The sequence below is a fragment of the Clostridiaceae bacterium HFYG-1003 genome (assembly GCA_024579835.1).
Lineage (GTDB): Bacteria > Bacillota > Clostridia > Clostridiales > Clostridiaceae > JG1575.
In genome coordinates this window covers 2,259,384-2,286,349 of the sequence record CP102060.1, presented here as the reverse complement: position 1 = coordinate 2,286,349, position 26,966 = coordinate 2,259,384, and the positions used below count along the sequence as shown (strand labels likewise).

Genomic DNA, 26,966 nt, shown 5'->3' with positions numbered 1-26,966 from the left:
AAAAAGAAGAGAAGCTTCTTATTGTTCATCGTGGCACCTCCTTCAGTCGTTTGAGTCTATCATACCGTATTGTTCCGGGGGACTGGGTGCGAATGATTATTTTGTCATCATGAACCGATTATCAGAAGATCATTAAACATTTTTGTGATTGAAAATTTCAATTCTGATTGGGCCAGCCTCTGTTTTCATCTTCCCGGATAAGCGTTCTTGTTTGAACGCCTGGTCAGGCAGTGGCGTGTTCACGGCTTTTTAATATCGTTTTCAGATTCATTTCGTATAGATAGTTATAATGTTACAATATTTGCCTGCGGTCGAATGACCGGATCTGCGGGCGGAAAATCCGGTCTGACTTATGGTTTGTGCCTGAGCAGTCAGACCTGAGACAAGGGGGAAGAGGAAGATGGCAATCGTAAAAACAGAAGGTCTGAAAAAAACATACGGCAAAGGCGATTTGGCGGTGGAGGCTCTGAAGGGAGTGGATCTGGCCATTGAGGAAGGGGAGATGGTCTCGATCATCGGCAAATCCGGTTCAGGGAAATCAACCCTGCTCCATCTGCTGGGAGCGCTGGACCGGCCCAGTGAGGGAACCGTGTTTATTGCGGGAGAGTCGATCGAGGACAAATCGGATGAGGAGCTGTCTCACCTGCGCCGGCGGCAGGTTGGCTTTGTGTTTCAGTCGTTTAATCTGCTGCCGGAGTATACGGTCAGTGACAATATTCTGATGCCGTTGATTCTGGATGGCCAGACTGCCGATCCCGATCATTTTTCACGCATTGTGGATTTGCTGGATATCCGCGGGAAATTGAAGTATTACCCGGATGAGCTCTCCGGCGGACAGGTTCAGCGGGTAGCCATTGCCCGGGCTTTGATTACCAAACCAGCCATTATTCTGGCCGATGAACCCACCGGTAACCTGGATGAAAAAACAGGCAATGATGTCATGGAGCTTCTGGGGCGACTCAACCGGGAACTGAATCAGACCACCATCATCGTCACTCATGATTTGTCCATTGCCCGCAGGGCGGATCGCATCATCCGGATCCGTGACGGCCGCGTCGACCCGTCGCCTCTGCCGGAGGCCGGCAATGAATAGAACACTTCGGCTGACAGGTATTTTGCTGTGCGGGGTGCTCTTCACCGGCTGCACTTACATCCAGACCCTGGATCCCAATGACGGACGGCGGCTGGAACAACTGAAGCTGGCGCGGCTGGAACGGTCGAAGCAGTCAAGCGAAACGCTGGCGCCCGATCAGGTCATGCGGAGGATTGAAGGACTGCGTTCCTCCCGTCAGGTTTTCCGAACCCGGCTGGACGGAGAAACCGTCATCGTCGAATCATTCAGCGACCTGGGGCAGCTTCAGTCCACCATTGAAAATTCGCTCAAGGGGTTTGCCGGTGCCGTCAACGCGGTTCAGGTGGTTCACGGAACTCGCACCGGGGAAGATCAGCTTCCCGCGGAGCTGTTTCCCCAGGACGCGGAGGGGTGCTCGATTCAGGTGAGCGGGCTGTTCGGAGACCGGCCCGGCATGTCCTTTACCCATGTTGTCCGCCAGGAGCGCAAAGGCCCCCCGGAACGGCTGTTTCAGGATCTGCGGATGCTGACCCTGCTGCGCGAACCCAAAGATACCAAGGTTCGTCAGGCGTTGTTTGATGTGAATCTGACCAGCGCGGAGGGAGTGCCTCTGGGCAGCCTGATCCTGGATGAAGACAATTTGATCCATTATGAAAATCCGCGGCAGGAACGATTCAGCTATGCGCTGCTTAATGACTCTCAGGCAACTCAGTTAAAAGGTCTGATGCAGGTGCTGCTGTATGAGTTCCGACCGGAACAGGAAATTCCGGATCCGGTGGAACAGCCGCAGGCTCCTCGCCTGGAGCTGCCCTATGACGAACCGGGAATGATCATTGGCCATTCCACCAGATGGCTGGAATATCAGGAGGGCGATCTGTCCCATCAGCTGGTGTTCGAGCAGGCCCTGACTGCCCCGACGGAGGATCAGGGTGAGGTTCGAATGGCGGGCAAGTCGGAATGGCAGTCTGTGATCACCCATTTTATACTGACAAAGAAGTCATCGGATCCGGATTGGTCAAAGCCGATCAAGAACACCTGGGAACGGATTGATCAGGCCGGGGCGGAGCAGCTGGCACAGACCTGGGGCTATGCCCAGGCGGAGGTTGACCAGATCCGGGCCATGGTGCGGGCGGAAGCGGCCAACAGTTTTATGAGTTCGGCTCTTTCAATGGATGTTCAGCTGAAGCCGGATTTTGATTGGAGGAAACCATGATTCAGATTGCCTGGAAAGGCCTGCTTGGCCGTAAAAAAGATTCATTCATGCTCCTGTCCGTCCTGTTTCTGTCCTTTGTCTTTTCCATCCTGACCTCCACGTTTTACACCAACAGCGAGACGGCTAAGGCAATTCAGCGCCAGCGGCTGTACGGAACCTGGGAGTATGCTGCCTATGGTGTCGCGCAAGCGGAGGACCCATTATCTGAAATTCCGGCCGCAGTGCGGGGCACCAACCGGATCATCGGACACTCCCCGAATTTCGGGACGCTGGCATCTTTTGACGAAGGATTTCGTCAGTTGGCGGGGCTATCCCTTATTGAGGGCAGACTGCCCTCGGAAGCCGATGAAGTCGCCCTGGAAAACAATCAGCTGAGTTACTTTGAGCAAATACCCAAGATCGGGGATGAGCTGATCGCGGATACCGAGGTGTTCCTGTATGATCTGGAAACGGATCGAACGCCGGAGCAGACGCGGGAACTGATGCAGGAGAAGGCGATGGAGCATTTCCTCGCCGGGACGGATCCAGCATTCCGGCAGCTGATGGCTGACATGTATGGCAAGACATGGGGCAGTGCGGAAATGGCAGAGCTGATGAAGCGGGATCTTCCCAAGTTGATGAACATACAGCCGGGCAACCGGGAACGCCGCCGGGGATTGGATCACTTCGAGGATACGCTGTTGATTCCCAATGAGGAGCTGTTGAATTTTGACTATTGGGTCGACCTCTCTTTGCTGGCGAACCAGGAAGATCTCAGTCCGACTCAAAAGCTGGAGCGGCTCAGCCTCTACAATGACTACCTGCTGGCACAGCTTACCCGGCCCGACGCCGCAAAACCGGAATTTTCGGGAAGTCTGTCATTATCCTATAAGAAATCCTATATTATTCGGCGTACCCTGAAACTTACCGGGGTCTATGCCACGATCAGCACGGCCTGGCAGGGGCCGTCGACTCAGCTGCCGACCGCACTGGTGACCCAGGCGGCTTCGGAGAAATTCATTGAGCGGGGGCTGCTTCAGACGGAGGTGGCAAAGGATCCGAACTACGCGGTACCGGTGAACCACTACGTACGGCTGGCCGAGGGAGCGAAGCTCCCGGCAGGAAGCGACGGTAAGGTGGTCGCCAATACCCTGGCGTATCCGCCGGGAGACTCCACCGATGGAATTCTGGCGTTATCCATTCTGGTATTCATCTTTTTCATTACGCTTTTCGGGGTTTTCCAGCTTTACCTGAGTCAACTGGGCAAGCGTCTGCGCAAGCTGGGGCTGCTTCGCTCGGTGGGTGCCACCATTGGCCAGATCCGGCAGCTGCTGATCTGGGAACTGCTTCTTCTGACGGGGCTGACGCTGCCCCTGGCGCTGGGCCTGGGCATCGGTCTGGCGAACCTGGCCTCCCGCGGTATTCTTGATCGAACGCCGCGCTACCAGTTCACCATTCAGCCGGGAATCCTGGCTCTCAGTATCCTGAGCGGCCTGGTGGCCGTGATGCTGGGTGTTCTCGGGCCGCTGCGCAAAGTCCGGTCCATCCCCCTGACGGGAAAAACCGAGGCGGGCCGCGCCCGACGCGGAGCATCCGTCCGCCGGATTCTGGGAGCACGGGTACGTCCCCTGCGCAACCTGAACCAGGTTCTGGCCCATCATCGCCGGTTTACCCGGCGCCAGTCCGCCATGACCCAGATCATCTATACCGTGATCTTTACGCTGACAATCCTTAGTCTGCTTCTGTCTTTTCTGGCGTTCGCCAAATACCGTGATCAAGTCGTCGCGGTGAGCATGCCGGATTATGATCTGACCTTCCCCTATGCTCTCAGTTCCCGTGACCTGACACAGTTTGATCGGGACCTGAAGGCGACGGGAGCGGTGACAGAACTGCAGCATCTGATCGGCCGCAGCAGCGGACAGCTGTCGGTTCAGGGAGACGGGAAGGATCCCCTCTATGGCCTGACGGCCAGTCTGACTCCGCTCAGCCGCAAGGGGGAGCTGTTTGTAACTTTGGCCGATACGGAGCAGTACCCCACCTTCTTTACCGAGGGCCAGCGCAAGGTCAATGTCTACGGAATTCAGCCGGGAACGGCACTGTATGAGACCCTCAACGAGAGAACCGGAAACCGGCTGGAGGCCGATGATTTTCAAAGCGGCCGGTCGGTGGTGATTCTGTATCCATCCTACTTTTTGGAGCGGGGGAAAGCCGCTGCAGCAAAGGTCGACGAACTGAACGGTGTCCGGCCGGAAGCTCTGGCGGGAGCTGTTTTGGAGCAGACCGGCGGGGCTCGCCTGTCCTTTGATTTCAGGGATTCTCCGGTGATGGAGCAGTGGCAGGGAAGTGTCCCTGCCAGAGTCCGATTGACTTTTCAGTCGGAAGAAAACACGGAAACAATGCGAAATGTTCTGCCGCCCTCGCAGTTTGATCTGCAGGTAGCGGAACTGCTGACCAGTTTCCCGGAGTTTGGCATCTGGCCCTTCAGCCAGGATCGCGAGCATCCGGTGGTTCTGGGCAGCCAGTCGCTGATCCGCCAGATGACGCAGAGCAATCGCAACATTGAACTGCTGGCGGCCACGCCGCCCAATCAGACCCTGGTGCCCACTCTGTATGGAACCCAGCGGACTTCAATCTGGACCGGTCAGAATCACAGCGATGAGTCCTATCTCAAAATCCAGCAGGTGGCTCATCGATACGGCGGCCGCGTTCAGAATCTTTATGCCGACAAAATCAGCCGATTCAACGCTGCCCTTCGGATCAGCGTGATGGTGCTGATCGTAGCGTTTATCATCGGACTGGTGGCTCTGCAGATTCAGCTCAACATCAGCAAGGCCCGGATTGAAGCGGAACGGCTGACCATCGGTACCCTGCAGTCTCTGGGGGTCAATTCCAGGAAACTGAAACGAGCTTACCTGCGAACCGGGATGACATACAGTCTGAAAGCTGTGGCATTATCTCACACCGTTTTCCTCCTGGTACTGGTTGTCCGACTGGTGCAAAGCAATCCGTGGGAGCTGGTCAGGTCCCACTTTGTCGGGCTGCTGCGGGGAGAGCTATGGCTCTATCCCTGGCTGGATCACCTGCTGGTAACCACCGGATTCCTGGTAATCGGAACTTTCATTTACTATCTGCCGCTGCGGCGAGTTCTGCGCAATCACCCCATCCACAACATTCGCCAGCTTTAATCTGGCACAGGGAGGGACCATTGATGAATGATCTGATCCGGCGGGGCGGGCTTCGGGATCTGGAAGGGATTCTGTCCCTGGAGAAAGCCTGTTTTCCAGGGGAGGCCTGGTCCAGAAACGTCTTTCTGGAGGATCTGGCCCGGCCCAGCAGTTTTTACCTGGTGGCCGAAATTGAGCCTCGAGACTTCCAGGATCCGACTGGTGAGCACATCAAGCAGCTGATTGGCTATATCGCCTGCGCTACAGATCAGGTTCACCGCTATGGGCATATCTCCAGCCTGGCAGTGGATCCGGACCATCGTTCCCAGGGAATCGGCGGCCGGCTGCTGGATGACATGCTGGCGCTTCTCGAAGCGCAGGGAATTGATTGTTTAAGGGCTGAAACCAGATTGTCGAATCGGCATGTTCAGGAGATGTTTCGGATCCGGGGTTTTCTGGAAACCGAGCAGATTCCCCGCTATTATCAGAATCCGACGGAGGCAGCGGTGGTCATGATTCGATGGCCCGGGGAAAGCGGATTCTCCCAGGGGCAGAGGATACCGCCTGGCCGGCATGAGGGTGGGGGGTGAAATCGTTGAAGTCAGCGAAGTCAGCGAAGCCAGCGAATCCAGCGGAGTCAGCGAAGTTACTGGGGTCCTTGAAGCCAGTGAAGACAATGAAGACAATGAGCCTGACCCTCAGGAGATTTCAGGTATAAGATGAAGCGTTGCAGGGGAGAGCCGGCTGGGTTCAAAAAGAATGGAAAAAAGGCAAAAAAACATTTGATTTTCAGGGCCGGAGCTGTTATATTTAGCTTCGGCCCTTTTTTATGGATAGAAACGGGGAGTGGCAAGGCAGGGAAGCGATTAAGGCCCTGAAAAAAACTTTGAAAAAGGTGTTGACACTCAACGGTGGGCTTGGTAAGATATAGAAGTCGCCTAAAGCGGCAACGAAACGAAACAAAACAAACTGTTCTTTGAAAATTAAACAGAATACAAGGTAAAACAAACCAGCAATTCATTTTGAGTAGTCAGACAAGACTAAAAAATCGACTAAAAGCTAGTTCAAACTTTTTAACATGAGAGTTTGATCCTGGCTCAGGACGAACGCTGGCGGCGTGCCTAACACATGCAAGTCGAGCGAGGTGTATACACCTAGCGGCGGACGGGTGAGTAACACGTGGGTAACCTGCCTCAGAGAGGGGAATAGCCTTCCGAAAGGAAGATTAATACCGCATAATATACGCATTTAGCATTATGAGCGTATCAAAGGAGAAATCCGCTTTGAGATGGGCCCGCGGCGCATTAGCTAGTTGGAGAGGTAACGGCTCACCAAGGCGACGATGCGTAGCCGACCTGAGAGGGTGATCGGCCACATTGGAACTGAGACACGGTCCAGACTCCTACGGGAGGCAGCAGTGGGGAATATTGCACAATGGGGGAAACCCTGATGCAGCAACGCCGCGTGAATGATGAAGGCCTTCGGGTCGTAAAGTTCTTTGATTGGGGACGATAATGACGGTACCCAAAAAACAAGCCACGGCTAACTACGTGCCAGCAGCCGCGGTAATACGTAGGTGGCGAGCGTTGTCCGGATTTACTGGGCGTAAAGGATGCGTAGGTGGAAACTTAAGTGGGATGTGAAATCCCCGGGCTCAACCCGGGAACTGCATTCCAAACTGGGTTACTTGAGTGCAGGAGAGGAAAGCGGAATTCCTAGTGTAGCGGTGAAATGCGTAGATATTAGGAAGAACACCAGTGGCGAAGGCGGCTTTCTGGACTGTAACTGACACTGAGGCATGAAAGCGTGGGGAGCAAACAGGATTAGATACCCTGGTAGTCCACGCCGTAAACGATGGGTACTAGGTGTAGGGGGTATCAACTCCCCCTGTGCCGTCGTAAACACAGTAAGTACCCCGCCTGGGGAGTACGGTCGCAAGATTAAAACTCAAAGGAATTGACGGGGGCCCGCACAAGCAGCGGAGCATGTGGTTTAATTCGAGGCAACGCGAAGAACCTTACCTAGACTTGACATCTCCTGAATTACCCTTAATCGGGGAAGCCCTTCGGGGCAGGAAGACAGGTGGTGCATGGTTGTCGTCAGCTCGTGTCGTGAGATGTTGGGTTAAGTCCCGCAACGAGCGCAACCCCTATTGTCAGTTGCTACCATTCAGTTGAGCACTCTGGCAAGACTGCCCGGGTTAACCGGGAGGAAGGTGGGGATGATGTCAAATCATCATGCCCCTTACGTCTAGGGCTACACACGTGCTACAATGGCAGGTACAAAGAGACGCGATCCCGCGAGGAGGAGCAAATCTCATAAAACCTGCCCCAGTTCAGATTGCAGGCTGCAACTCGCCTGCATGAAGTCGGAGTTGCTAGTAATCGCGAATCAGCATGTCGCGGTGAATACGTTCCCGGGCCTTGTACACACCGCCCGTCACACCATGAGAGTTGGCAATACCCGAAGTCCGTGAGGTAACTATTTATAGAGCCAGCGGCCGAAGGTAGGGTCAGCGATTGGGGTGAAGTCGTAACAAGGTAGCCGTAGGAGAACCTGCGGCTGGATCACCTCCTTTCTAGGGAGTCACAGCCATGGCAACATGGATGAGATAAAAGGATATCCATTTCACGGATATCTCCCATAAAAGGATTACTGATTTGTACATCCAAGTATTCTGTTTAATCTTGAGAGAACAGCTGCAACACCAGCTAATGAGAATGACTTCTTGAAGGTGGGGCATTTTTTTCTTCTCAATTGTTCTTTGAAAACTGCATATATTCTTAAAACGTAAAGCAAAATTGTAGAAAAAACAATTTCGTTGAGAAGTTAGTCATTAACTGAAAAGTTATTGACAACAATTCAAAAACGTCAAGGGGAGCGAAAGCTCCAACCTTGAGCCAAAAATTAACTTGAAAAAAGATCAAGCTATAAAGGGCGCATGGTGAATGCCTTGGCATCAGGAGTCGAAGAAGGTCGCGATAAGCTGCGATAAGCTCAGGGTAGGCGCACATAGCCAGTGATCCTGAGATCACCGAATGGGGCAACCCGCCGAAAGGCATCCATAGAGGAATCCATACTCTATAGGAAGACACACCCGGAGAACTGAAACATCTAAGTACCCGGAGGAAGAGAAAGAAACATCGATTTTCTTAGTAGCGGCGAGCGAAAAGGAAAGAGCCCAAACCAGGGAGCTTGCTCTCTGGGGTTGCGGACACTCAAGAAAGGGAAGAGGCCCCTTAGCCGAAGCTGTTGGGAAACAGCGCCATAGAAGGTGACAGACCTGTAGGCGAAAAGGGAAGACGGACCGAGAGTGATCCAGAGTACCACCGGACACGTGAAACCCGGTGGGAAGCAGGGAGGACCACCTCCCAAGGCTAAATACTACCTGATGACCGATAGTGAAGCAGTACCGTGAGGGAAAGGTGAAAAGAACCCCGGAAGGGGAGTGAAATAGAATCTGAAACCGTGTGCCTACAACCGGTCAGAGCACCATAAGCGTGTGATGACGTGCTTTTTGTAGAACGAGCCAACGAGTTGTGATATGCAGCAAGGTTAAGCACTTCAGGTGCGCAGCCGAAGGGAAACCGAGTCTTAACAGGGCGTCTAGTTGCATGTTGCAGACCCGAAACCGGGTGACCTATCCATGGACAGGTTGAAGCGAGAGTAAAATCTCGTGGAGGACCGAACCACATTGGTGTTGAAAAACCATGGGATGAGCTGTGGATAGCGGAGAAATTCCAATCGAACTCGGAGATAGCTGGTTCTCCTCGAAATAGCTTTAGGGCTAGCGTTGGATGATGAGTCATGGAGGTAGAGCACTGAATGGGCTAGGGGGCATATCGCTTACCGAACCTTATCAAACTCCGAATGCCAAAGACTTTAATCCGGCAGTCAGACAGTGACAGATAAGTGCCATTGTCAAAAGGGAAAAAGCCCAGATCGTCAGCTAAGGTCCCCAAGTATAGGTTAAGTGGAAAAGGATGTGGGATTTCTAAGACAACTAGGATGTTGGCTTAGAAGCAGCCACTCATTAAAAGAGTGCGTAATAGCTCACTAGTCGAGAGATCCTGCGCCGAAGATGTCCGGGGCTAAAACCTATCACCGAAGCTACGGGTGTATATTTTAATATACGCGGTAGAGGAGCGTTCTTAACGGGGCGAAGCAGTACCGAAAGGAGCTGTGGACTGTTAAGAAGTGAGAATGTTGGCATAAGTAGCGAGATGCGGGTGAGAATCCCGCAGGTCGAAAATCTAAGGTTTCCTGAGGAAGGTTCGTCCGCTCAGGGTTAGTCGGGGCCTAAGCCGAGGCTGAGAAGCGTAGGTGATGGACAATCTGTTGATATTCAGATACCGGCATGAAGCGTTAACACGATGGGGTGACGCAGGAGGATAGGGTAACAGGCGGTTGGAAGAGCCTGTCGAAGTATTCGAGGGAGTCAGAGGAGGCAAATCCCTTCTGGCATATTCTGAGATACGAAAATACCCGAGTTCACGCTGCCAAGAAAAGCCTCTAAGGAGCGACATGCTGCCCGTACCGCAAACCGACACAGGTAGATGAGGAGAGAATCCTAAGACCATCGGAAGAATTGTTGTTAAGGAACTCGGCAAATTAACCCCGTAAGTTCGCGAGAAGGGGTGCCATGGCGACATGGCCGCAGTGAAATGGCCCAAGCAACTGTTTAACAAAAACACAGGTCTCTGCAAAAGCGCAAGCTGAAGTATAGGGGCTGACGCCTGCCCGGTGCTGGAAGGTTAAGGGGAATGCTTAGCGCAAGCGAAGGTATGAACTTAAGCCCCAGTAAACGGCGGCCGTAACTATAACGGTCCTAAGGTAGCGAAATTCCTTGTCAGGTAAGTTCTGACCCGCACGAATGGCGTAATGACTTGGGCACTGTCTCAACAACAAATCCGGCGAAATTGTAGTGCCAGTGAAGATGCTGGCTACCCGCGATTGGACGGAAAGACCCCGTAGAGCTTTACTGTAGCTTAGCATTGAGTTTCGATATTTACTGTACAGGATAGGTGGGAGACGAAGAACCATGGTCGTCAGGTCATGGGGAGTCACCGTTGGGATACCACCCTGTAGATATTGGGATTCTAACCGGAGACCAGGAAACGGGTCACGGGACATTGCTAGGTGGGCAGTTTGACTGGGGCGGTCGCCTCCTAAAAAGTAACGGAGGCGCCCAAAGGTTCCCTCAGGACGGTCGGAAATCGTCCATAGAGTGTAAAGGCAGAAGGGAGCCTGACTGCGACACCTACAAGTGGAGCAGGGACGAAAGTCGGGCTTAGTGATCCGGTGGTACCTCGTGGGAGGGCCATCGCTCAACGGATAAAAGCTACCTCGGGGATAACAGGCTGATCTCCCCCAAGAGTTCACATCGACGGGGAGGTTTGGCACCTCGATGTCGGCTCGTCACATCCTGGGGCTGAAGTAGGTCCCAAGGGTTGGGCTGTTCGCCCATTAAAGTGGCACGCGAGCTGGGTTCAGAACGTCGTGAGACAGTTCGGTCCCTATCCGTCGCGGGCGTAGGAAATTTGAAGGGAGCTGACCTTAGTACGAGAGGACCGGGTTGGACCAATCACTGGTGTACCAGTTGTCGCGCCAGCGGCATGGCTGGGTAGCTATATTGGGACGGGATAAACGCTGAAAGCATCTAAGCGTGAAGCCCACCCTGAGACAAGATTTCCCATGGAGTAATCCAGTAAGATCCCTTGAAGAACACAAGGTAGATAGGTGAGGGGTGTAAGTGCAGCAATGCATGCAGCTGACTCATACTAATCGATCGAGGGCTTGATCTTAAACAAGTTAAAAATGATGAATTACGTTTGAAGAACTATATGCAGTCTTGAGGGAACAATAAAACCTCAAACCAATCCGGTGTTTATGACTGTAAGGGCTACACCCGTTCCCATCCCGAACACGATGGTTAAGCCTTATGGTGCTGATGATACTGCACGGGAAGCTGTGTGGAAAAGTAGGTTGACGCCGGTTTCGCATTTCCAATTTGGAAATGCAATATTCCGCGATAGCTCAATGGTGGAGCACTCGGCTGTTAACCGATAGGTTGGAGGTTCGAGCCCTCTTCGCGGAGCCAATGAGAGTCTGCACGATGTGCGGGCTCTTTATTTTTTTTTTTTTTTTTGAATTGTCAATTCGTTGCAAGCACTGGAGCCAAAGTGATTATTTCATAACAGGCATGAGGTATTTAAATGGATGAATCGTTGGATTCCTGGATTTATTGTGAAGAAATTTCTCAGCAGACAGGTGATCGGGTTGACGCTGAGGGTGAACCGGTTGCAATTGAAAGATTGATCCCGTATAGTAGGAAGAGTAGAACAGAAGTGAATAGTGCCGGGGAGCTTGTTGGATCAGGCTGAGAGTAAGCGTAGGCTTAGACCCGTAACCTGATTTGGATAATGCCAACGGAGGGAGACTTGAATACAGTCATGGACTGTCGATGGACCAGCTTTGGGTTATCGGCGGTTTTTTTGCGTTTTTAGCGGAATCAGTCCCGGCAGTTCACACTGAATTAGAGGAGGTGTCCAATGAGACGGGCGTTGACGATCGCAGGCAGTGATCCCAGCGGTGGGGCGGGGATCCAGGCGGATCTGAAGACTATGACGGCACTGGGCGTGTATGGCATGAGCGCGATCACAGCCCTGACCGCACAGAATACCATGGGCGTGACCGGGATTCATGAGGTTCCGGGGAAGTTCCTGAAGCTGCAGCTAGAAGCGGTGTTTACTGATATTGTGCCCCATGCGGTCAAAATTGGCATGGTGTCTTCCCGGGAGCTGATCCTGGAAATTGGCGGAGTCTTAAAGCAGTTCCAGGCACAGAATATTGTGCTGGATCCGGTGATGGTTTCCACCAGCGGGTCGCGTTTGCTGGAGGCCAGTGCTCAGGCAGCGCTGACGCAGGAACTGTTTCCGCTGGCCTGCCTGGTGACGCCCAACCGCTGGGAAGCTTCGCTGCTGGCGGAGCAGGCCATCGGCTCGGAAGGCGATATGGCGGAAGCGGCAAAACGGATCTATGAATGCTTTGGCACACCGGTTCTGGTCAAGGGCGGGCACAGCGTCAGCACAGCCAATGACGTACTGTACGACGGGCATCGCCTGACCTGGTTCCACGGGGATCAGATCAGCAATCCGAATACCCACGGCACGGGCTGCACGCTGTCCAGCGCCATCGCGTCCGGACTGGCCCTGGGCTGTGACCTGCCGGGAGCGATCGCTCTGGGCAAGCATTTTATCATCGGTGCCCTGGAAGCGGGGCTCGATCTGGGACATGGTTCGGGTCCGCTGCATCACGGCTGGAATCTGGAACAACGAATGATACTGTAAGAAATTGATTAAGGGGGAGATTATACATGAGAGAATATTCAACACAAATGGAAGCGGCACGCAAGGGGATTGTGACTCCGCAGCTGCGCAAGGTGGCCGAGAAGGAACGCATGAGCGTGGAAGAACTGCTGCCGCTGGTAGCCAGCGGCAAAGTGGTTATCTGTGCCAACCACCGGCATGAGTGTCTGGATCCCAATGGAATCGGATCTATGCTGACCACCAAGGTGAATGTCAATCTGGGGGTGTCCAAAGATGTGCACAGTCTGGATGAGGAGCTGCAGAAAGTCATGGAGGCCGTGCGCCTGGGCGGCCATGCCATTATGGATCTGTCCACCCATGGCGATACGCAGCCGTTCCGGCGCAAGCTGGTGGACGAGTGCCCGGCCATGATCGGAACCGTACCGGTGTATGATGCCGTCATTCATCACAAGCGCGACCTGAAGCACCTGACGGCCAGGGATTTTATTGACGTCATCCGCCTTCATGCCGAGGACGGCGTGGATTTTGTCACGCTGCACTGCGGACTGAACCGCAAAACCCTCGAACAGGTTAAGCAGCAGCGGCGGAAAATGAACCTGGTTTCCCGCGGCGGATCGCTGATCTTTGCCTGGATGTCCATGACCGGACAGGAGAATCCATTCTACGAATACTATGATGAGATCCTGGAAATCTGTCGGGAACACGACGTCACGATTTCTCTGGGCGATGCCTGCCGTCCGGGCTGTCTGGCTGACGCCAGCGATATCAGCCAGATTGATGAGCTGGTGCGCCTGGCAGAATTGACCCAGCGGGCCTGGGATCGCGATGTTCAGGTCATCGTGGAAGGACCCGGCCATATGCCGATGGATCAGATCGAAGCGAACATGAAGATTCAGTCCACGCTGTGCAAAGGGGCGCCGTTCTATGTCCTGGGGCCTCTGGTCACGGATATCGCTCCCGGCTATGACCACATCACCGGCGCCATCGGCGGTGCCATCGCTGCCGCCAGCGGCGCGGCGTTCCTGTGTTATGTCACCCCGGCGGAACACCTGGCCCTGCCAAACCTGGAAGACGTCAAACAGGGCATCATAGCCTCCCGCATCGCGGCTCACGCTGCGGATATCGCCAAAGGCGTGCGCGGTGCCAGACTTTTGGATGACCGCATGGCGGATGCCCGGGTTAAATTCGACTGGGATGAGCAGTGGGAACTGGCCATGGATCCCGATACGGCGCGCCGGATTCGGGAAGAGCGCAAGCCGGAACATGAGGATACCTGCACCATGTGCGGCAAGTTCTGCGCCGTGCGCAGCATGAACAAAGCCCTGAACGGCGAGGAGATCGATATCCTGTAAGCCGGGAAACGGATTCCCTGATCCGCCAAAGGCAGCAGACACTGTAAGCGCAGCAGACACCGTAAATGCAGCAAAGACAACCGGACCGACGGCAACCAGGCCGCTCGGTCCGGTTGTCTTTTATACAGAGAAGTACACCGGACGGATCCTACTGAAACAGTGGCATCCAGCGCGTGAAAGCATTAGAATGAAAGGGAATAAACAAGCAGGAAAGGAAGCGATGAGATGACGGAGTGGAAGGAATCGATTCAGGATCCGGTTCTGGATCGGATGAAAAACCGGGAGGAGGTTCTCTGGATCAATCCGGGGTACCGCAAAGAGCCGGACTTTGGCGTTGCCGGACTGTCGGTGGCTGACATTGACGATGCTCAGGCCAGGCTGGAGCGATTTGCCCCCTATATCCGCAGAGTTTTTCCGGAAACGAATGCCACCGGCGGACTCATCGAATCCCCGCTGGTTGAGATCCCGGACATGCAGCAAGCCCTGCGGAATGATTTTGGACTGGAAGTGCCCGGCCGGCTCTGGCTCAAAGAGGACAGCCATCTGGCCATTGCCGGCTCCATCAAGGCAAGGGGCGGAATCTATGAAATCCTGAAGCATTCGGAGGACCTTGCCCTGGAGCATGGTCTGCTGTCTCCCGGAGATTCCTATGAGGTACTGGCCAATGACACCGCCAGGGAGTTCTTTTCGCGGTATGCCGTTCATGTCGGATCCACGGGAAATCTGGGACTGAGCATCGGCATCATCAGTGCCCGCCTGGGATACCGCGTGACGGTCCATATGTCGGCCGATGCCCGCCAGTGGAAGAAGGACCTTTTGCGCCAGCACGGCGCTACGGTGAAAGAATATGCTGGGGACTATGAGAAAGCCGTGGCCCAGGGGCGCAAGCTGTCAGAACAGGATCCCATGAGCTACTTTGTCGATGATGAAAATTCCCGGACGCTCTTTTACGGCTATGCCGTGGCAGCCCGACGCATTGCCCGCCAGCTGGAAGAGCGGCAGGTGGTGGTGGATGACTCCCATCCCTTGTTTGTCTACCTGCCCTGCGGGGTCGGCGGAGCGCCCGGCGGAATTGCCTATGGCCTGCGGACGGTCTATGGTTCGGCGGTCCACTGCTTCTTCGTGGAACCGGTGGAATCCCCTTGTATGCTGGTCGGCATGGCAACCGGCCTGAATCAGAAGATTTCGGTTCAGGACATCGGTCTGACGGGACGCACTGAAGCCGATGGCCTGGCGGTCGGCCGTCCTTCCGGCTTTGTCGGCGAGGTCATGAAGGAATGCCTCAGCGGCATCTTTACCCTGACCGACGAGAAACTCTACCGCTATATTCAGGCGCTGTGGCGCAGTGAAGCGATCTTCATCGAACCAAGTGCCGGTGCTGCCTTTGAAGGACCGGCGCGTCTGCTCGATTATGAGGCCGGCCGCCGGTATCTGGCGGATCAGGGGCTGACTCCCTTCCTGGAGCAGAGCACCCATGTGGCCTGGGCCACCGGAGGAAACCTGGTGCCCGAGGAAGTTCGGGCCTCCTACCTGGCTCGACCGCTGGATTAGAGAGTGCAAACGACCAAGCCGGAGCGGATCGAATCGGACCGGATCGGACCGAGGTTCGATCCCTTTGGAAGCACCCCAAACGGCGGGTGATTGTCTATCACTCCCGGCCGGAATATGATAGGATAAATATTGCATGCAATTAATTAGGAGGAAATGTTATTGGATTTTCATCATTTTCTTAGTGAGATCATCACCGTTCTAATCTTCCTTCTGGAATTTACCGGCGTTATGCTGATTGCCTTCGGAAGCATCAAGGCGATCTGGGATCTGATCCGTTCCAGATTTAACTTCGGCAACGAAGATACCAAGCTGACCCTTGCTCAGTCCCTGGCTCTGGCTCTGGAGTTCAAGATGGGCGCGGAGATCCTCAAGACTATTACAGTGCGAACCCTGGATGAACTCATGATTCTGGGTGCCATCGTACTGATCCGAGTTATTCTGACCTTTGTCATTCACTGGGAAATTAAATCAACCCATGAAGACAAAAAGAAGCAGATCCATCAAATCCGCATCCAGCAGGAACGGGAAAAGCTGGAGCACCTGCGCGAACACAACTAACCGACCAAACAAATATAAACGGAGCAGATACAGAGAATATCACCTCCCGGAGGATCATGCCGCCGCCCGGCGCAGTCTATCCTTAGTCTCTACTCAGTCCAACCCCAGGCAGTTCCTTCGGAGCTGTCTGTCTTTTATTCGTGACTATGCCGGAGGAGTCTGGATCAGCCTGGATCAGACAGGATTACCATGAATCAGCATTGATAAGTCTTGAACAGCATTGATAAGTCTTGAACAGCATTGATAAGTCTTGAACAGCATTGATAAGTCTTGAACAGCATTGATAAGTCTTGAACAGCATTGATAAGCCTTGGTCAGTCTGAATCATATCCGACAGCTTCCGGTTTAATCGCTTTTTAAGGGTTTTTTGTTATAATTTTCATATTGAGCGAAGGAGGGGAGGCCATGATCGAACTCAAAGGAATCCGGAAAGGATTTGGCAAGAAGCTGGTGCTGGATCAGCTGGATCTGTCGGTGGCGCGCGGTCAGTGCATCGGTCTGGTCGGAACCAATGGCAGCGGGAAATCAACGTTGCTGTCGATTCTTTCCGGAGCGTTGGCTCCGGATGCCGGAGAGATCCGTTACAACCGGCAGCTGATGAAGAGCCGGGCGGATTTGGCCCGATATGCTGCCTTTGTACCACAGGACAATCCGCTGATTGAGGAACTGTCGGTACGGGATAACCTGAAGCTGTGGTATGCCGATTCACTCAACAGCCTGGAAGACGCGCTGAAAACCGGTTTTGTGCACGAACTGGGACTGGAGGCTGTGCTTCGGGAAAAGGTTCGGAATCTTTCCGGCGGCATGAAAAAACGTCTGTCCATTGCCTGTGCCCTGGCGCACGACGCACCGATTTTGCTGATGGATGAACCGGCTGCTTCCCTGGATCTGGTGACCAAACAGGAGATCCGGGATTACCTCAGGCGCTACCTGGACAAGGGCGGCACGGTGGTAATCTCATCCCATGAGATGGATGAACTGAAGATGTGCGATGCGCTGTATCATCTGACAAACTGCCGTCTGGAACGGATTCCCTCCGGAATGGACGGCCAGGAACTGATGGGGCTGCTGAATCAGGCTCAAGTGAAAAACTCCGCTAAGAATGAAATACCTTAACGATACTTAATTTTTACGGTAAAAGGAGAAACAAGATGACAGAAAACACGACAAACCTGCACCCGGAGTGGGAAGATCCCACCCCCAAGCAAAAAGCGAAGAGCAAGGGGCCAATGATCGGACTCATTTCGGTTGCCCTGATTGCAGTTCTGGGGATCGGACTTTATGCTTCCGGACTCTTCGGCAAGCTCTTTGTCAATAAAGAGGACCGGGTCACCCAGGCGCTGTATTCCCTGATGAAAGGGGAGGAAAATCCCTTTGTTCAGGACTGGATGGGCACCAAGGAACTGAATGCCGCCATGGCCAAAGCTTACCGCTCTTCCGGCACCCTCGAACTGGTGGAAGCGCCGATCGTGCAGGAAATGATCGGTTTCCCGGTTCCCGGGGGTATCACGCTGAGCTTTGAAGCCCAGCAGGACACCGCTCTGAAAACCATGTCCGCCAAGCTTGGCCTGGGCATGATGGGGACAGATCTGGTCAACGGCCAGCTTTATGTCGATGAGAACAAAATGCAGGTGGCGGCGCCGTCTTTGTTCAAGGAAGTCATTTCAGCCGACTTTAGCGGTGATCTGGACAGCAAGCTGGATAATGCTCCGTTGTTCAAGGATCAGCCCGAAGCGGAAGAATTCAAGGAATCGATCCGCCAGTTTGCACAGACCCTCAAGGACAGCCAGGGCCAGACGACACAGCTGGTGAAGCTGATGACCGGCGAAGCCTCCCTGTATGATTATCAGGGGCTGAAGGATGCGACGGAAAAATTCAAGGGTCAGTGGGTCATCGAGGACGCTCCGGCAAAAACCGCGTCTTACAATGGCAAGCAGGCTGCCTTTGACGGCTACAAAGTCACCATGCCCAAGGCTGCCTATGTTGCGTTCCTGAAGGAAATGAAGACTTTCATGCTGAGCGATGCCAAGTTTAAGACCGACATTATGGATCTGGTGGCAGATCAGGTGGCGGCCGGAGAACTGATAACAAAGGAAGAAGCCTACACCAAAATGGGAACGGAAATGGATCAGTGGATTCAGTCCGTGGAACAGAATGCTGAATTAAAAGACATTCCGTTTACGATCCACATGACTGATGACAATGAGCTGGTGAGCCTCGTCAGCGAAGTCAAATCCGCTGCCGATGGCTTCAACCTGAATCTGGAGCGTTCCGGCGGTGCCTACGGCAACGAAAACATGAAACTTACTTTGGTGGCAACGGGAACCAATGCCGGTCAGATGGAACTGGTAAGCATCGGCAAGACCGAGGGCGCAGCCCAGAGCCGGGAACTCCACATCAGCGCTGCTTCCGCCGATGCCAAGGCGGCTGACAATGTCATCAAGTGGAATATCAATAAAGAATCCGGAGCCCTGTCGGGTGAGGCGAAAACCTCCGTTGTGGAAGCCGATCAGGTGGTTCCCATCGAGATGACGTTCAAGGGCAAAGTCCAGGATATCGTCAAGGGCAAGAGCGGTACCGCCGTGCTGGACGAAATCAAGATCAATGCCAACGGTCAGGCTGTCGCTACCCTCAAAGGCGACATGAAATACTCGGTGGAAGGCGTGAAAGCGGTCATGCCGGAAGGCACAACCATGGACCTCTTTACCGCGACCCAGGCGGACATGGACAAGATCATGGAACAGATCCAGGAAAAACTGGGTGGCTTCCTGAATTTGATGGACACCCCGCTGGGCTTTTAGACCGAACCGACAACTGAATCAGATATAAGACACGGGAGGGTTGGATATGTTTTTCGTTTTTCTCAGACTGCAATTGAAAAGAACATTCCGGCACCTCCCGCTGTTATTGACCGGGGCGATGCTGCTGCTCCTTCTGACCGGCAGCATTGCTTTTTTGTCGTCTCAGAAACTATACGGGGATGCCATCATCGGCCGGATGGAGTTCGGAGTGGTCTACCCGGAGTCCCATGATGCCGAGGAAGTTTTCATTGAAGCCCTGGCTCAGCAGGAAACGCTCAAGGACATGACCAGATTCCGGACCATGACGGAAGCGGACGGGCGCAGGGATCTGGCGGAAGGGAAGATTCAGGGGCTGCTGATCCTGCCCGATGGCTTTGTCAGCGGCGTCTTGAGCGGGGTCAACACGCCGGCCCGGCTGGTTCTCAATCAGAATCAGGCGCTGCAGGCGCGGCTGCTGGTGACTCTGACCGAAGCGGGTGCCAGGACGCTGTCCGTTTCACAGGGTGCGCTGTATGCCGCCTGGGATGAGTATATCAGCCGGGGGATTGCCGAAGCGGACCGCCAGACGATGAATCAGGCGGTCAACGAACGCTACCTGAGTCTGGCGTTGGGGCGTGACCGGATGTTTCGCATGGAGGTTCTGCAGGCAACGGGTGAGCTGGATCCCCTGTCCTATTTTCTGGCTTCCTGGATGGTGCTGTTTCTCCTGCTGATGGGCATGCTGGAGGCCTTTGTCATGCGTCCGCTGTCCGAAGGGCTTAAAACCCGCCTGACCATTGAGGGGATTGGCAGCGCTCAGCGGATTTTCACCGACTGGTTCCGGCTCTTTCTGCTGCAGCTGATGCTCCTCGGCGTCATGGCCGGCCTTTGGCAGACAGCAGCCCAGGTTCTGGATCTGAGCTGGACATTCCGAGCAGAGGCTCTGTCCGGCCTCCTGCTGCTGGCAGCCGGCGTCGCGGCACTGATTCTGCTGATCTATACTCTGACGGAGGATCTGCTGTCGGGCATGCTGCTGCTGTTTGCACTGTCCTTTGTTATGGTCTTTCTGTCCGGAGGATTCCTGCCATCCTCGTTCCTGCCGGGGATCCTGCGCCAGATTCAGCCCTGGGTGCCATCAACCGCCTGGATCCGGGTTATGGGTAGTTTCCTGACTTCAGGAACTCAGCCATTGCTGACTTCCGGCCTGTTCGCGGCTGGATTCTACAGCCTGGCGCTGCTGGCTGACCGCAGCCGATCGGGGAGGAGGTACCGCACATGAAGAAACTGATAGTCTGGGCGGAGATGACCTTAAAACGGCTGACCCGGCGCAAAGGCTTCCTGCTCCTGCTGGCAGCCCTGCCTCTGATCGGTCTGTTTACGGCCTACTGGGAACAGCATCATACCCAGGGGGTGGAGATCGGCCTGCTGCAAAACCAGGATCCGGTGGCCCGGGCAGCGATTGACCGGCTTCTGGCATCCGATGGTTTGTTTGAGTTCCGCCTCTATGAAGATGAGGCCACTTTGCGCAGCGCGGTGGAAACCCGGATCCTGGAAGCGGGCTTTGTGTTTTCGCCGGATCTGAGCGATCAGCTGCAGGCCCGGCAGGTCCGGGACCTGGTCCGCCTGCTGCGCTCGCCTTCCACCGTCACCGACGGCATGGCGGCAGAAGTAGTGTTTTCCCAGCTGATTCATGCGGCTTCGCCCGACATCCTGCGGGATATCGTGGTCGAATCCGGCCTGTTTCCGGGAACGGAAGGGGAGGTGTATGCCAGGATCTGGGCTCGCTATCAGGATTACGACCGTTCCGGCGGAACCTACCGGTTTGATTATGAATATCTTGACGGGTCGGCTCCGGCAGCCTCCGGCATCCCGCTGTTCCCCACCAAGGGCCTGATCAGTGTGTTTGTGATGCTCACCGCCTGGATCAGCGTCCTGTCCTGGTATCGGGATGAGGAGGACGGCATCTACGGGGCCTTCGCCGTTGCCGGCTCCCGGGCGGCGGGATTCCTGTCAGTCTTTCTGCCGGTTGTGGTGATGACGCTGGCCGGCTTCCTGCTCTGCCTGACCCGGTATCCGGCCAGCGAAGCCTTCCGGGAACTGGCATACCTTCTGTTTTACGGAACCGCCGCTGCACTGTTCCTGTTTGGGGCGAAGCGCCTGTTTCCCAATCCAGTGGCCTTCGGCGCTCTGATGCCGGTGGCCCTGCTCGGTTCCCTGGTAGCCAGCCCCGTCATCCTGGATATGACCCGGCTGGTCCCGGGACTGGAGATCCTGGAGAAACTGTTCCTGCCCAGCTATTATCTGGCATTATCCTCCGGGAAAAGCTGGGGTGGATTCGGCCTGATCCTCATTGCCCTGACAGGAGGAATCCTGCTGGCATTGCCGCCGGCAGCCCGGCGAAACGGTTCGGCCGGTCGGACATCATCCCTGTAAACAGCAGGAGGAGGAGTTGATCCATGGCAATACACAAATCTGATCAGTTCAGCCAAAGAATTCGAGACGTGATCGAAGCGGACTGGAGCGTCCGGCCGGATCGCCCCTGGCCGGATCAGCCCCGGTACGAGGTGTTCCGCCACCAGCTTTCGGGCAAGTGGTTCGGGGTGATGATGGTAATCGCCGGGGATAAAATCGGCCTGGACGGGCCGGATCCCGCAGCGATCCTGAACCTGAAAGGGGATCCCCTCCAGATTCGCTTCCTGTTAAGTCAGCCCGGGTTTCGTCCGGCCTGGCACATGAACAAAAAACACTGGTTCACGGTACTTCTGGACGGCACCGTCGGGATCGAGCCGATCCGGGAACTGATCCGGATCAGTCACGGGCTCACGGAATAGCCATGCGGCCATCAGCCGGAGCCGGTCGAAGACTTTTTTGAAAATCATCCATTCATTCAGCTGCCCGGCAGCTTCCAGGTTCTTCCCGGAGGCTGCCGGGTTGACCATTTAGCGGTAGAATCCTATGACGGTTCCAATTAATAGCCGGCTTTTCCACTTAGGTGTCGATCATTCGACCGAGACTCGGACGCTTGATTGGGGATCCAGTTGAATGGATTTTCGGATGATTGGGTATCCGGTTGATTGGATTTCCTGTTGATTGACTTCGAATGATTGCCAGTCTGTGAATGGTTGGACCATTGGCTGCGCTTTGAAAAATTCTGCGAGGAAACCACGAACATAATCCGACCTCACAAAAAGCGGGACGTTCAGCCTGACTCAGGGGGGGTAGCCTGAACCGGAATTAACTTTGAGAGGACTGCACAATGGCGGAGAAATCTGACAGGGAACGGCTGAAGCGGCCGCTCTGTCTGCCTCCGAACGGTGAACGGCGGATTGGCTCAATCGTTCGGAAAGTGACCGGGGCGGATTGACAGAGTCCGAGGCTTAGGGTAACATTTCTTTGGTGCTTTAATTCAGTCCCGTGAGGCTGAGAAGAGATTTGCAAGGCTTTTCGAGTTTGGAAAACCTCTTTTCGTCATGGAAAAGAGGTTTTTTTTGCGCGAAAAAAATCTTCTGGGCTTCCCGCGGGGATTGGGAACGAAATTTTACAATCCGGAGGGAAGAAGTTTGAAACGTAAATTAGTGCTGGAAAACGGAATGGTTTTTGAAGGCCATGGCTTTGGCGCTGTCCGGTCCGTAAGCGGCGAAGTGGTGTTTACCACGGCCATGACGGGCTATCAGGAACTGCTGACGGACCCGTCATTCTTGGGTCAGATCGTGGTGATGACCTTTCCCATGATCGGAAACTATGGCGTGAACCGGGATGACTATGAGTCCATCGTTCCGCATGTATCGGCTTTTGTGGTAGGCGAAGCCTGCGAACAACCCAGCAATTTCCGCAGTGAAATGACGCTGGATGCTTATTTGAAGAAACACGATATCCCGGGTCTGTACGGGATCGATACCCGGGCGCTGACCCGGGCGATCCGGGAAAAGGGAGCAGTCCGCGGCATTCTGGCCGATGAGGCGGTGACGCCGGAGGAAGCGCTGGCTCTGCTGCAGCAGCAGCCGCAGTCCGTGGATCATATTGCCCGGGTATCCACCCGGGATGTCTATGAAGTGCCGGGCAAGGGTAAACGGGTTGTTCTGTATGACTACGGCATGAAGGGATCTATTCTGAAGAACCTGGCGGAACTGGGCTTTCAGATTACCGTCGTGCCCTTTGACTATCCGGCCAGAGCGGCACTGGATCTGAATCCCCACGGCATCTTCCTGTCCAACGGCCCCGGGGACCCCCAGAGCGTGCCCCAGTCCGTGGCAATCATCCGGGAACTCCTGGGACAGGTTCCGATGTTCGGAATCTGCATGGGGCATCAGCTGCTGGCCTTGGCCTGCGGCGCGAAGACCCGCAAAATGGGCTTCGGTCATCGCGGCGGCAATCATCCGGTGCGGGATTTGAGATCGGGTCGGATTCTCATTACAAGTCAGAATCATGGCTACGTGGTGGATGACCATGGTCTGGACCAGACGATGCTGGTGGTCACACACCGGTCGGTGAATGACAATACCGTGGAAGGAATCGCTCACCGGGACCTGTCGGCCCGCTCGGTTCAGTTCCATCCGGAAGCAGCCCCCGGGCCGCAGGACGCCAGTGTGATATTCAAGGAATTTGCTGCCATGATGGAGGGGTCATATGTCAATCGATAAAACAATCAAGAAAGTGCTGGTCATCGGTTCGGGACCAATCGTCATCGGCCAGGCGGCGGAGTTTGACTACGCCGGAACCCAGGCCTGCGAATCGCTGCGCGAAGAGGGCGTCTATGTCATCCTGGTCAATTCCAATCCCGCCACCATCATGACGGACCGGGAAACCGCCGATCGCGTCTATATGGAGCCGTTGACCCTGGATTTTCTGAAACGAATCCTGATCCGGGAGCGGCCCTGTGCCATACTGCCGTCCCTGGGCGGACAGACGGGCTTGAACCTGGCCATGGAGCTGGCCCGGGACGGAATCCTGGAAGAACTCAACATCCGGATTCTGGGAACGGATCTCCAGGCGATCCATCAGGCGGAAGACCGGGAAGCCTTCCGCAGCCTGATGCGGTCCATTCATGAGCCGGTGCCGCCGTCAGGCATCACTCATTCCGTTGAGGAAGCCCTGGATTTTGCCCGGTCCATCGGCTATCCGGTCATTGTCCGGCCGGCCTTTACCCTGGGCGGGACCGGAGGCGGCATCTGCCAGACGGAGGACGAACTGATCCGGGTCGTGGAGAACGGCCTGAGTCTGTCACCGGTCAATCAGTGCCTCATTGAAATGTCCATCGCCGGCTGGAAGGAAATTGAGTTTGAGGTAATGCGCGATGCCAACGACACCGCCATCGCCGTCTGCTCCATGGAGAACATGGATCCTGTCGGCATCCATACCGGGGATTCCATCGTCGTGGCTCCGGCTCTGACGCTGGCGGACCGGGAGTATCAGATGCTGCGCAACAGCGCGCTCAAGATCATCCGGGCCCTGAAGATTGAGGGCGGCTGCAATGTCCAGCTGGCGCTGCATCCCGACTCCTTTGACTACTACATCATTGAAGTCAATCCACGGGTTTCCCGCTCGTCTGCCCTGGCCAGCAAGGCCACGGGCTACCCCATCGCCAAGATTGCCGCCAAGATCGCCCTGGGGCTCCATCTGGATGAAATCATCAATCCCGTGACCGGGGTTACCTATGCCGCCTTCGAGCCGGCGCTGGATTATCTGGCGGTCAAGCTGCCCCGATTCGCCTTTGACAAGTTCCGTTCGGCAAACCGCCGGCTTGGTACTCAGATGAAGGCTACCGGCGAAGTTATGGCCCTGGGCCGCAGCTTTGAGGAGGGGCTGCTCAAGGCAGCCCGTTCCCTCGAGATCAAGGCCTGCCATATTGAGCTGCCGGAAGTCAATCAGATGAGCGACGAGGAACTGGACCGGATCATAACGCTGGGTGAGGATCGCCGGCTGTTCGCCATTTATGAGAAAATGCGGCGGGGCGGATCGACCGAAGTCATCCAGGAGATGACCGGAATGGATCCCTTCTACCTGAACAAGATCCGCAACATCCTGAAGATGGAGGAAGTAATTCGCCGGAACGGACTGCAAAACAGCCTGCGTCCGGCCAAGGTCATGGGCTTCTCCGACGCCTACCTGGCTCAGCTGTGCGGCCGGACGGAGCGGGAAGTGGAAGAGCTGCGGCTGCAGGCAGGGATCACGCCGGTCTTCAAGATGGTGGATACCTGCGCCGGGGAGTTTGCCTCGGCCACCCCGTACTTTTACTCCACCCATGGCCAGGAGAATGAATCCCTGTCCAGCGACCGGCGCAAGGTCATCGTCCTGGGTTCCGGGCCCATTCGGATCGGTCAGGGCGTCGAGTTTGACTATGCCACGGTACACTGCGTCAAGTCCCTGAAGCAGCAGGGGCTGGAGGCCATCATCATCAACAACAATCCCGAGACGGTATCAACGGATTTCTCGATCTCGGACAAGCTCTACTTTGAGCCCCTGACCACGGAAGATGTCATGAACATCGTCCGGCTGGAACAGCCGGAAGGGATCATCGTTCAGTTTGGCGGCCAGACCGCCATCAACCTGACCCGGAGTCTGGTGGAACACGGAGTCCGGATTATGGGGACGTCGCCGGATTCCATCGATCTGGCGGAGGACCGGGATCTCTTCGAGCAGAAGCTGAAGGAACTGGATATCCCCATGCCGCGGGGCGAAATGGCCTCCTCGGCCGAGGGTGCCATTGCCGCTGCCCGGACCATTGGCTATCCGGTGCTGGTACGCCCCTCCTATGTCCTGGGCGGAGCCAACATGGAGATCATCTATCAGGATGAGGAAATGGCGGACTACATGGCCCGCAATCACCAGCACAGCGGACATGCACCGGTCCTGATTGACCAGTACGTAGTTGGCATGGAGGCTGAAGTGGACGGGATCTGTGACGGACAGGATATCCTGATTCCGGGAATTTTGCAGCACATTGAGCGGGCCGGCGTCCATTCCGGGGATTCCATGGCGGTCTACCCGCCGTTCTCCCTCACGGAAGAAGTCAAATCCACCATCGCCGATTACACCGAACGGATCGGGCGGGGGCTGGGCATTGTGGGACTGTACAACATTCAGTTCGTGATTGACAAGTCCAACCGGGTCTTTGTTCTGGAAGTCAACCCGCGCTCCTCGCGCACCGTTCCGTTCCTGAGCAAGGTAACGGCCATTCCGATGGCGGATCTGGCCACCCGGGCTATTCTGGGACAGAAGCTGGCGGATTCCGGCCACCCGCTGGGCCTCCTGCCCGAGGGAAAGGGCTACGCGGTGAAAATGCCGGTATTCAGCTTCAGCAAGCTGCGTAAGGTCGACATCGCCCTGGGACCTGAAATGAAGTCCACCGGGGAAGCCATCGGCTGGGACCTGGACCTGGACAAGGCACTCTACAAGGCCCTGTATGCCGCCAATTTCACCCTGCCGAGCTTTGGCAAGGTTCTCTTCACCATCGCCAACAAAGAGAAGGCAGAAGCCCTGGAGCTGGCCCGGCGCTTCTCCGCCATCGGGTACGGCATTGTCGCCACCGACGGCACGCAGGCTTACCTGACCGAGCACGGCATTCCCTGTGAGCTGGTGCACAAGATCGGCCGGGCGGAACACAGCGAACGGACCGTACTGGACCTGATCCGCAAGCGGCAGGTACAGTTCGTCATCAACACCTTCACCGAATCCAGCAAGCACCACATCTCCGATGGCTTCCTCATCCGCCGTGAGGCCGTTGAGAACAATATTGCCTGCCTGACTTCCCTGGATACAGCCAACGCGCTGCTCCGGGTCCTCGAATCCATGAGCTTCGAGATCCACACCTTCTAGTTCAGGCATTCCAGCCCTCACAAGGGCAAGGCTCCGGAACCATTCCGCATGGTTCCGGAGCCTTGAATTTTTTGTGGTGTTTGGCATGTCTGTATGTTTGCAATTCTGCAATTCTGCAATTCTGTATTAGCCGTAATCCTGATTTCTACATTAT

The 26,966-nt window shown here is 55.2% G+C and carries 16 protein-coding genes, 1 tRNA gene, 3 rRNA genes and 1 riboswitch; all 20 genes read left to right on the top strand.

What is annotated here, in order from left to right:
• Positions 1-400: 400 nt before the first annotated feature.
• The 20 genes from NQU17_10300 to carB all read left to right on the top strand — a co-directional run bounded on the left by NQU17_10300 (position 401) and on the right by carB (position 26,812).
• A complete protein-coding gene (locus NQU17_10300; GenBank protein ID UUM11048.1) occupies positions 401-1,093 on the top strand; it encodes an ABC transporter ATP-binding protein in 693 nt (230 codons plus the stop codon).
• The gene (locus NQU17_10295; protein ID UUM11047.1) at positions 1,086-2,285 is read left to right on the top strand and encodes a hypothetical protein; all 1,200 of its coding nucleotides are present in this window, start codon (positions 1,086-1,088) and stop codon (positions 2,283-2,285) included. The genes NQU17_10300 and NQU17_10295 overlap by 8 nt, the downstream gene beginning before the upstream one ends.
• Positions 2,282-5,449 carry an FtsX-like permease family protein gene (locus NQU17_10290; protein ID UUM11046.1) on the top strand — a complete coding sequence of 1,056 codons (3,168 nt, stop codon included), beginning with the start codon at positions 2,282-2,284 and terminating at the stop codon, positions 5,447-5,449. The genes NQU17_10295 and NQU17_10290 overlap by 4 nt, the downstream gene beginning before the upstream one ends.
• Positions 5,450-5,472: 23 nt before the next feature.
• The gene (locus tag NQU17_10285) at positions 5,473-6,018 is read left to right on the top strand and encodes a GNAT family N-acetyltransferase (protein UUM11045.1); all 546 of its coding nucleotides are present in this window, start codon (positions 5,473-5,475) and stop codon (positions 6,016-6,018) included.
• Between the two features lie 484 nt (positions 6,019-6,502).
• Positions 6,503-8,006, top strand: a 16S ribosomal RNA gene (locus NQU17_10280).
• Positions 8,007-8,349: 343 nt separating this feature from the next.
• Positions 8,350-11,232, top strand: a 23S ribosomal RNA gene (locus NQU17_10275).
• 75 nt (positions 11,233-11,307) lie between these two features.
• Positions 11,308-11,425, top strand: a 5S ribosomal RNA gene (gene rrf, locus NQU17_10270).
• Together the 16S, 23S and 5S rRNA genes with 1 tRNA gene alongside form the textbook arrangement of a ribosomal RNA operon.
• A gap of 28 nt (positions 11,426-11,453) precedes the next feature.
• Positions 11,454-11,528, top strand: a tRNA-Asn gene (locus tag NQU17_10265).
• Positions 11,529-11,643: 115 nt separating this feature from the next.
• On the top strand, positions 11,644-11,811 hold the full coding sequence (locus tag NQU17_10260) for a hypothetical protein (GenBank protein ID UUM11044.1): 168 nt from the start codon (positions 11,644-11,646) through the stop codon (positions 11,809-11,811).
• Positions 11,777-11,882: riboswitch (TPP riboswitch) on the top strand. (Overlaps the previous gene by 35 nt.)
• A 97-nt stretch (positions 11,883-11,979) precedes the next feature.
• Positions 11,980-12,777, top strand: a complete 798-nt coding sequence (thiD, locus tag NQU17_10255; GenBank protein ID UUM11043.1) for a bifunctional hydroxymethylpyrimidine kinase/phosphomethylpyrimidine kinase — start codon at positions 11,980-11,982, stop codon at positions 12,775-12,777.
• Positions 12,778-12,803: 26 nt separating this feature from the next.
• Positions 12,804-14,108 carry a phosphomethylpyrimidine synthase ThiC gene (gene thiC / locus NQU17_10250; GenBank protein ID UUM11042.1) on the top strand — a complete coding sequence of 435 codons (1,305 nt, stop codon included), beginning with the start codon at positions 12,804-12,806 and terminating at the stop codon, positions 14,106-14,108.
• 225 nt (positions 14,109-14,333) lie between these two features.
• Positions 14,334-15,659, top strand: a complete 1,326-nt coding sequence (locus NQU17_10245) for a D-serine ammonia-lyase (GenBank protein ID UUM11041.1) — start codon at positions 14,334-14,336, stop codon at positions 15,657-15,659.
• 159 nt (positions 15,660-15,818) lie between these two features.
• On the top strand, positions 15,819-16,217 hold the full coding sequence (locus NQU17_10240) for a DUF1622 domain-containing protein (protein ID UUM11040.1): 399 nt from the start codon (positions 15,819-15,821) through the stop codon (positions 16,215-16,217).
• Between the two features lie 405 nt (positions 16,218-16,622).
• Entirely contained in the window at positions 16,623-17,333 is a 711-nt protein-coding gene (locus NQU17_10235; protein UUM11039.1) for an ABC transporter ATP-binding protein, read from the top strand.
• Between the two features lie 35 nt (positions 17,334-17,368).
• The gene (locus NQU17_10230) at positions 17,369-19,018 is read left to right on the top strand and encodes a hypothetical protein (protein UUM11038.1); all 1,650 of its coding nucleotides are present in this window, start codon (positions 17,369-17,371) and stop codon (positions 19,016-19,018) included.
• A gap of 46 nt (positions 19,019-19,064) precedes the next feature.
• Entirely contained in the window at positions 19,065-20,276 is a 1,212-nt protein-coding gene (locus NQU17_10225) for an ABC transporter permease (protein UUM11037.1), read from the top strand.
• Positions 20,273-21,430, top strand: a complete 1,158-nt coding sequence (locus NQU17_10220; protein UUM11036.1) for a hypothetical protein — start codon at positions 20,273-20,275, stop codon at positions 21,428-21,430. The genes NQU17_10225 and NQU17_10220 overlap by 4 nt, the downstream gene beginning before the upstream one ends.
• A 23-nt stretch (positions 21,431-21,453) precedes the next feature.
• A complete protein-coding gene (locus NQU17_10215; protein ID UUM11035.1) occupies positions 21,454-21,828 on the top strand; it encodes an MmcQ/YjbR family DNA-binding protein in 375 nt (124 codons plus the stop codon).
• Between the two features lie 729 nt (positions 21,829-22,557).
• Entirely contained in the window at positions 22,558-23,637 is a 1,080-nt protein-coding gene (gene carA, locus NQU17_10210; GenBank protein ID UUM11034.1) for a glutamine-hydrolyzing carbamoyl-phosphate synthase small subunit, read from the top strand.
• A complete protein-coding gene (carB, locus tag NQU17_10205; protein UUM11033.1) occupies positions 23,624-26,812 on the top strand; it encodes a carbamoyl-phosphate synthase large subunit in 3,189 nt (1,062 codons plus the stop codon). Before carA ends, carB begins: the two co-directional genes overlap by 14 nt.
• Positions 26,813-26,966 lie beyond the last annotated feature (154 nt).

Bases quoted from the DNA above. Each gene is read 5' to 3' on its own strand.
- NQU17_10300 (UUM11048.1), top strand. From the start codon at position 401: ATGGCAATCGTAAAAACAGAAGGTCTGAAAAAAACATACGGCAAAGGC.
- NQU17_10295 (UUM11047.1), top strand. From the start codon at position 1,086: ATGAATAGAACACTTCGGCTGACAGGTATTTTGCTGTGCGGGGTGCTC.
- NQU17_10290 (UUM11046.1), top strand. From the start codon at position 2,282: ATGATTCAGATTGCCTGGAAAGGCCTGCTTGGCCGTAAAAAAGATTCA.
- NQU17_10285 (UUM11045.1), top strand. From the start codon at position 5,473: ATGAATGATCTGATCCGGCGGGGCGGGCTTCGGGATCTGGAAGGGATT.
- NQU17_10260 (UUM11044.1), top strand. From the start codon at position 11,644: ATGGATGAATCGTTGGATTCCTGGATTTATTGTGAAGAAATTTCTCAG.
- thiD (UUM11043.1), top strand. From the start codon at position 11,980: ATGAGACGGGCGTTGACGATCGCAGGCAGTGATCCCAGCGGTGGGGCG.
- thiC (UUM11042.1), top strand. From the start codon at position 12,804: ATGAGAGAATATTCAACACAAATGGAAGCGGCACGCAAGGGGATTGTG.
- NQU17_10245 (UUM11041.1), top strand. From the start codon at position 14,334: ATGACGGAGTGGAAGGAATCGATTCAGGATCCGGTTCTGGATCGGATG.
- NQU17_10235 (UUM11039.1), top strand. From the start codon at position 16,623: ATGATCGAACTCAAAGGAATCCGGAAAGGATTTGGCAAGAAGCTGGTG.
- NQU17_10230 (UUM11038.1), top strand. From the start codon at position 17,369: ATGACAGAAAACACGACAAACCTGCACCCGGAGTGGGAAGATCCCACC.
- NQU17_10225 (UUM11037.1), top strand. From the start codon at position 19,065: ATGTTTTTCGTTTTTCTCAGACTGCAATTGAAAAGAACATTCCGGCAC.
- NQU17_10220 (UUM11036.1), top strand. From the start codon at position 20,273: ATGAAGAAACTGATAGTCTGGGCGGAGATGACCTTAAAACGGCTGACC.
- NQU17_10215 (UUM11035.1), top strand. From the start codon at position 21,454: ATGGCAATACACAAATCTGATCAGTTCAGCCAAAGAATTCGAGACGTG.
- carB (UUM11033.1), top strand. From the start codon at position 23,624: ATGTCAATCGATAAAACAATCAAGAAAGTGCTGGTCATCGGTTCGGGA.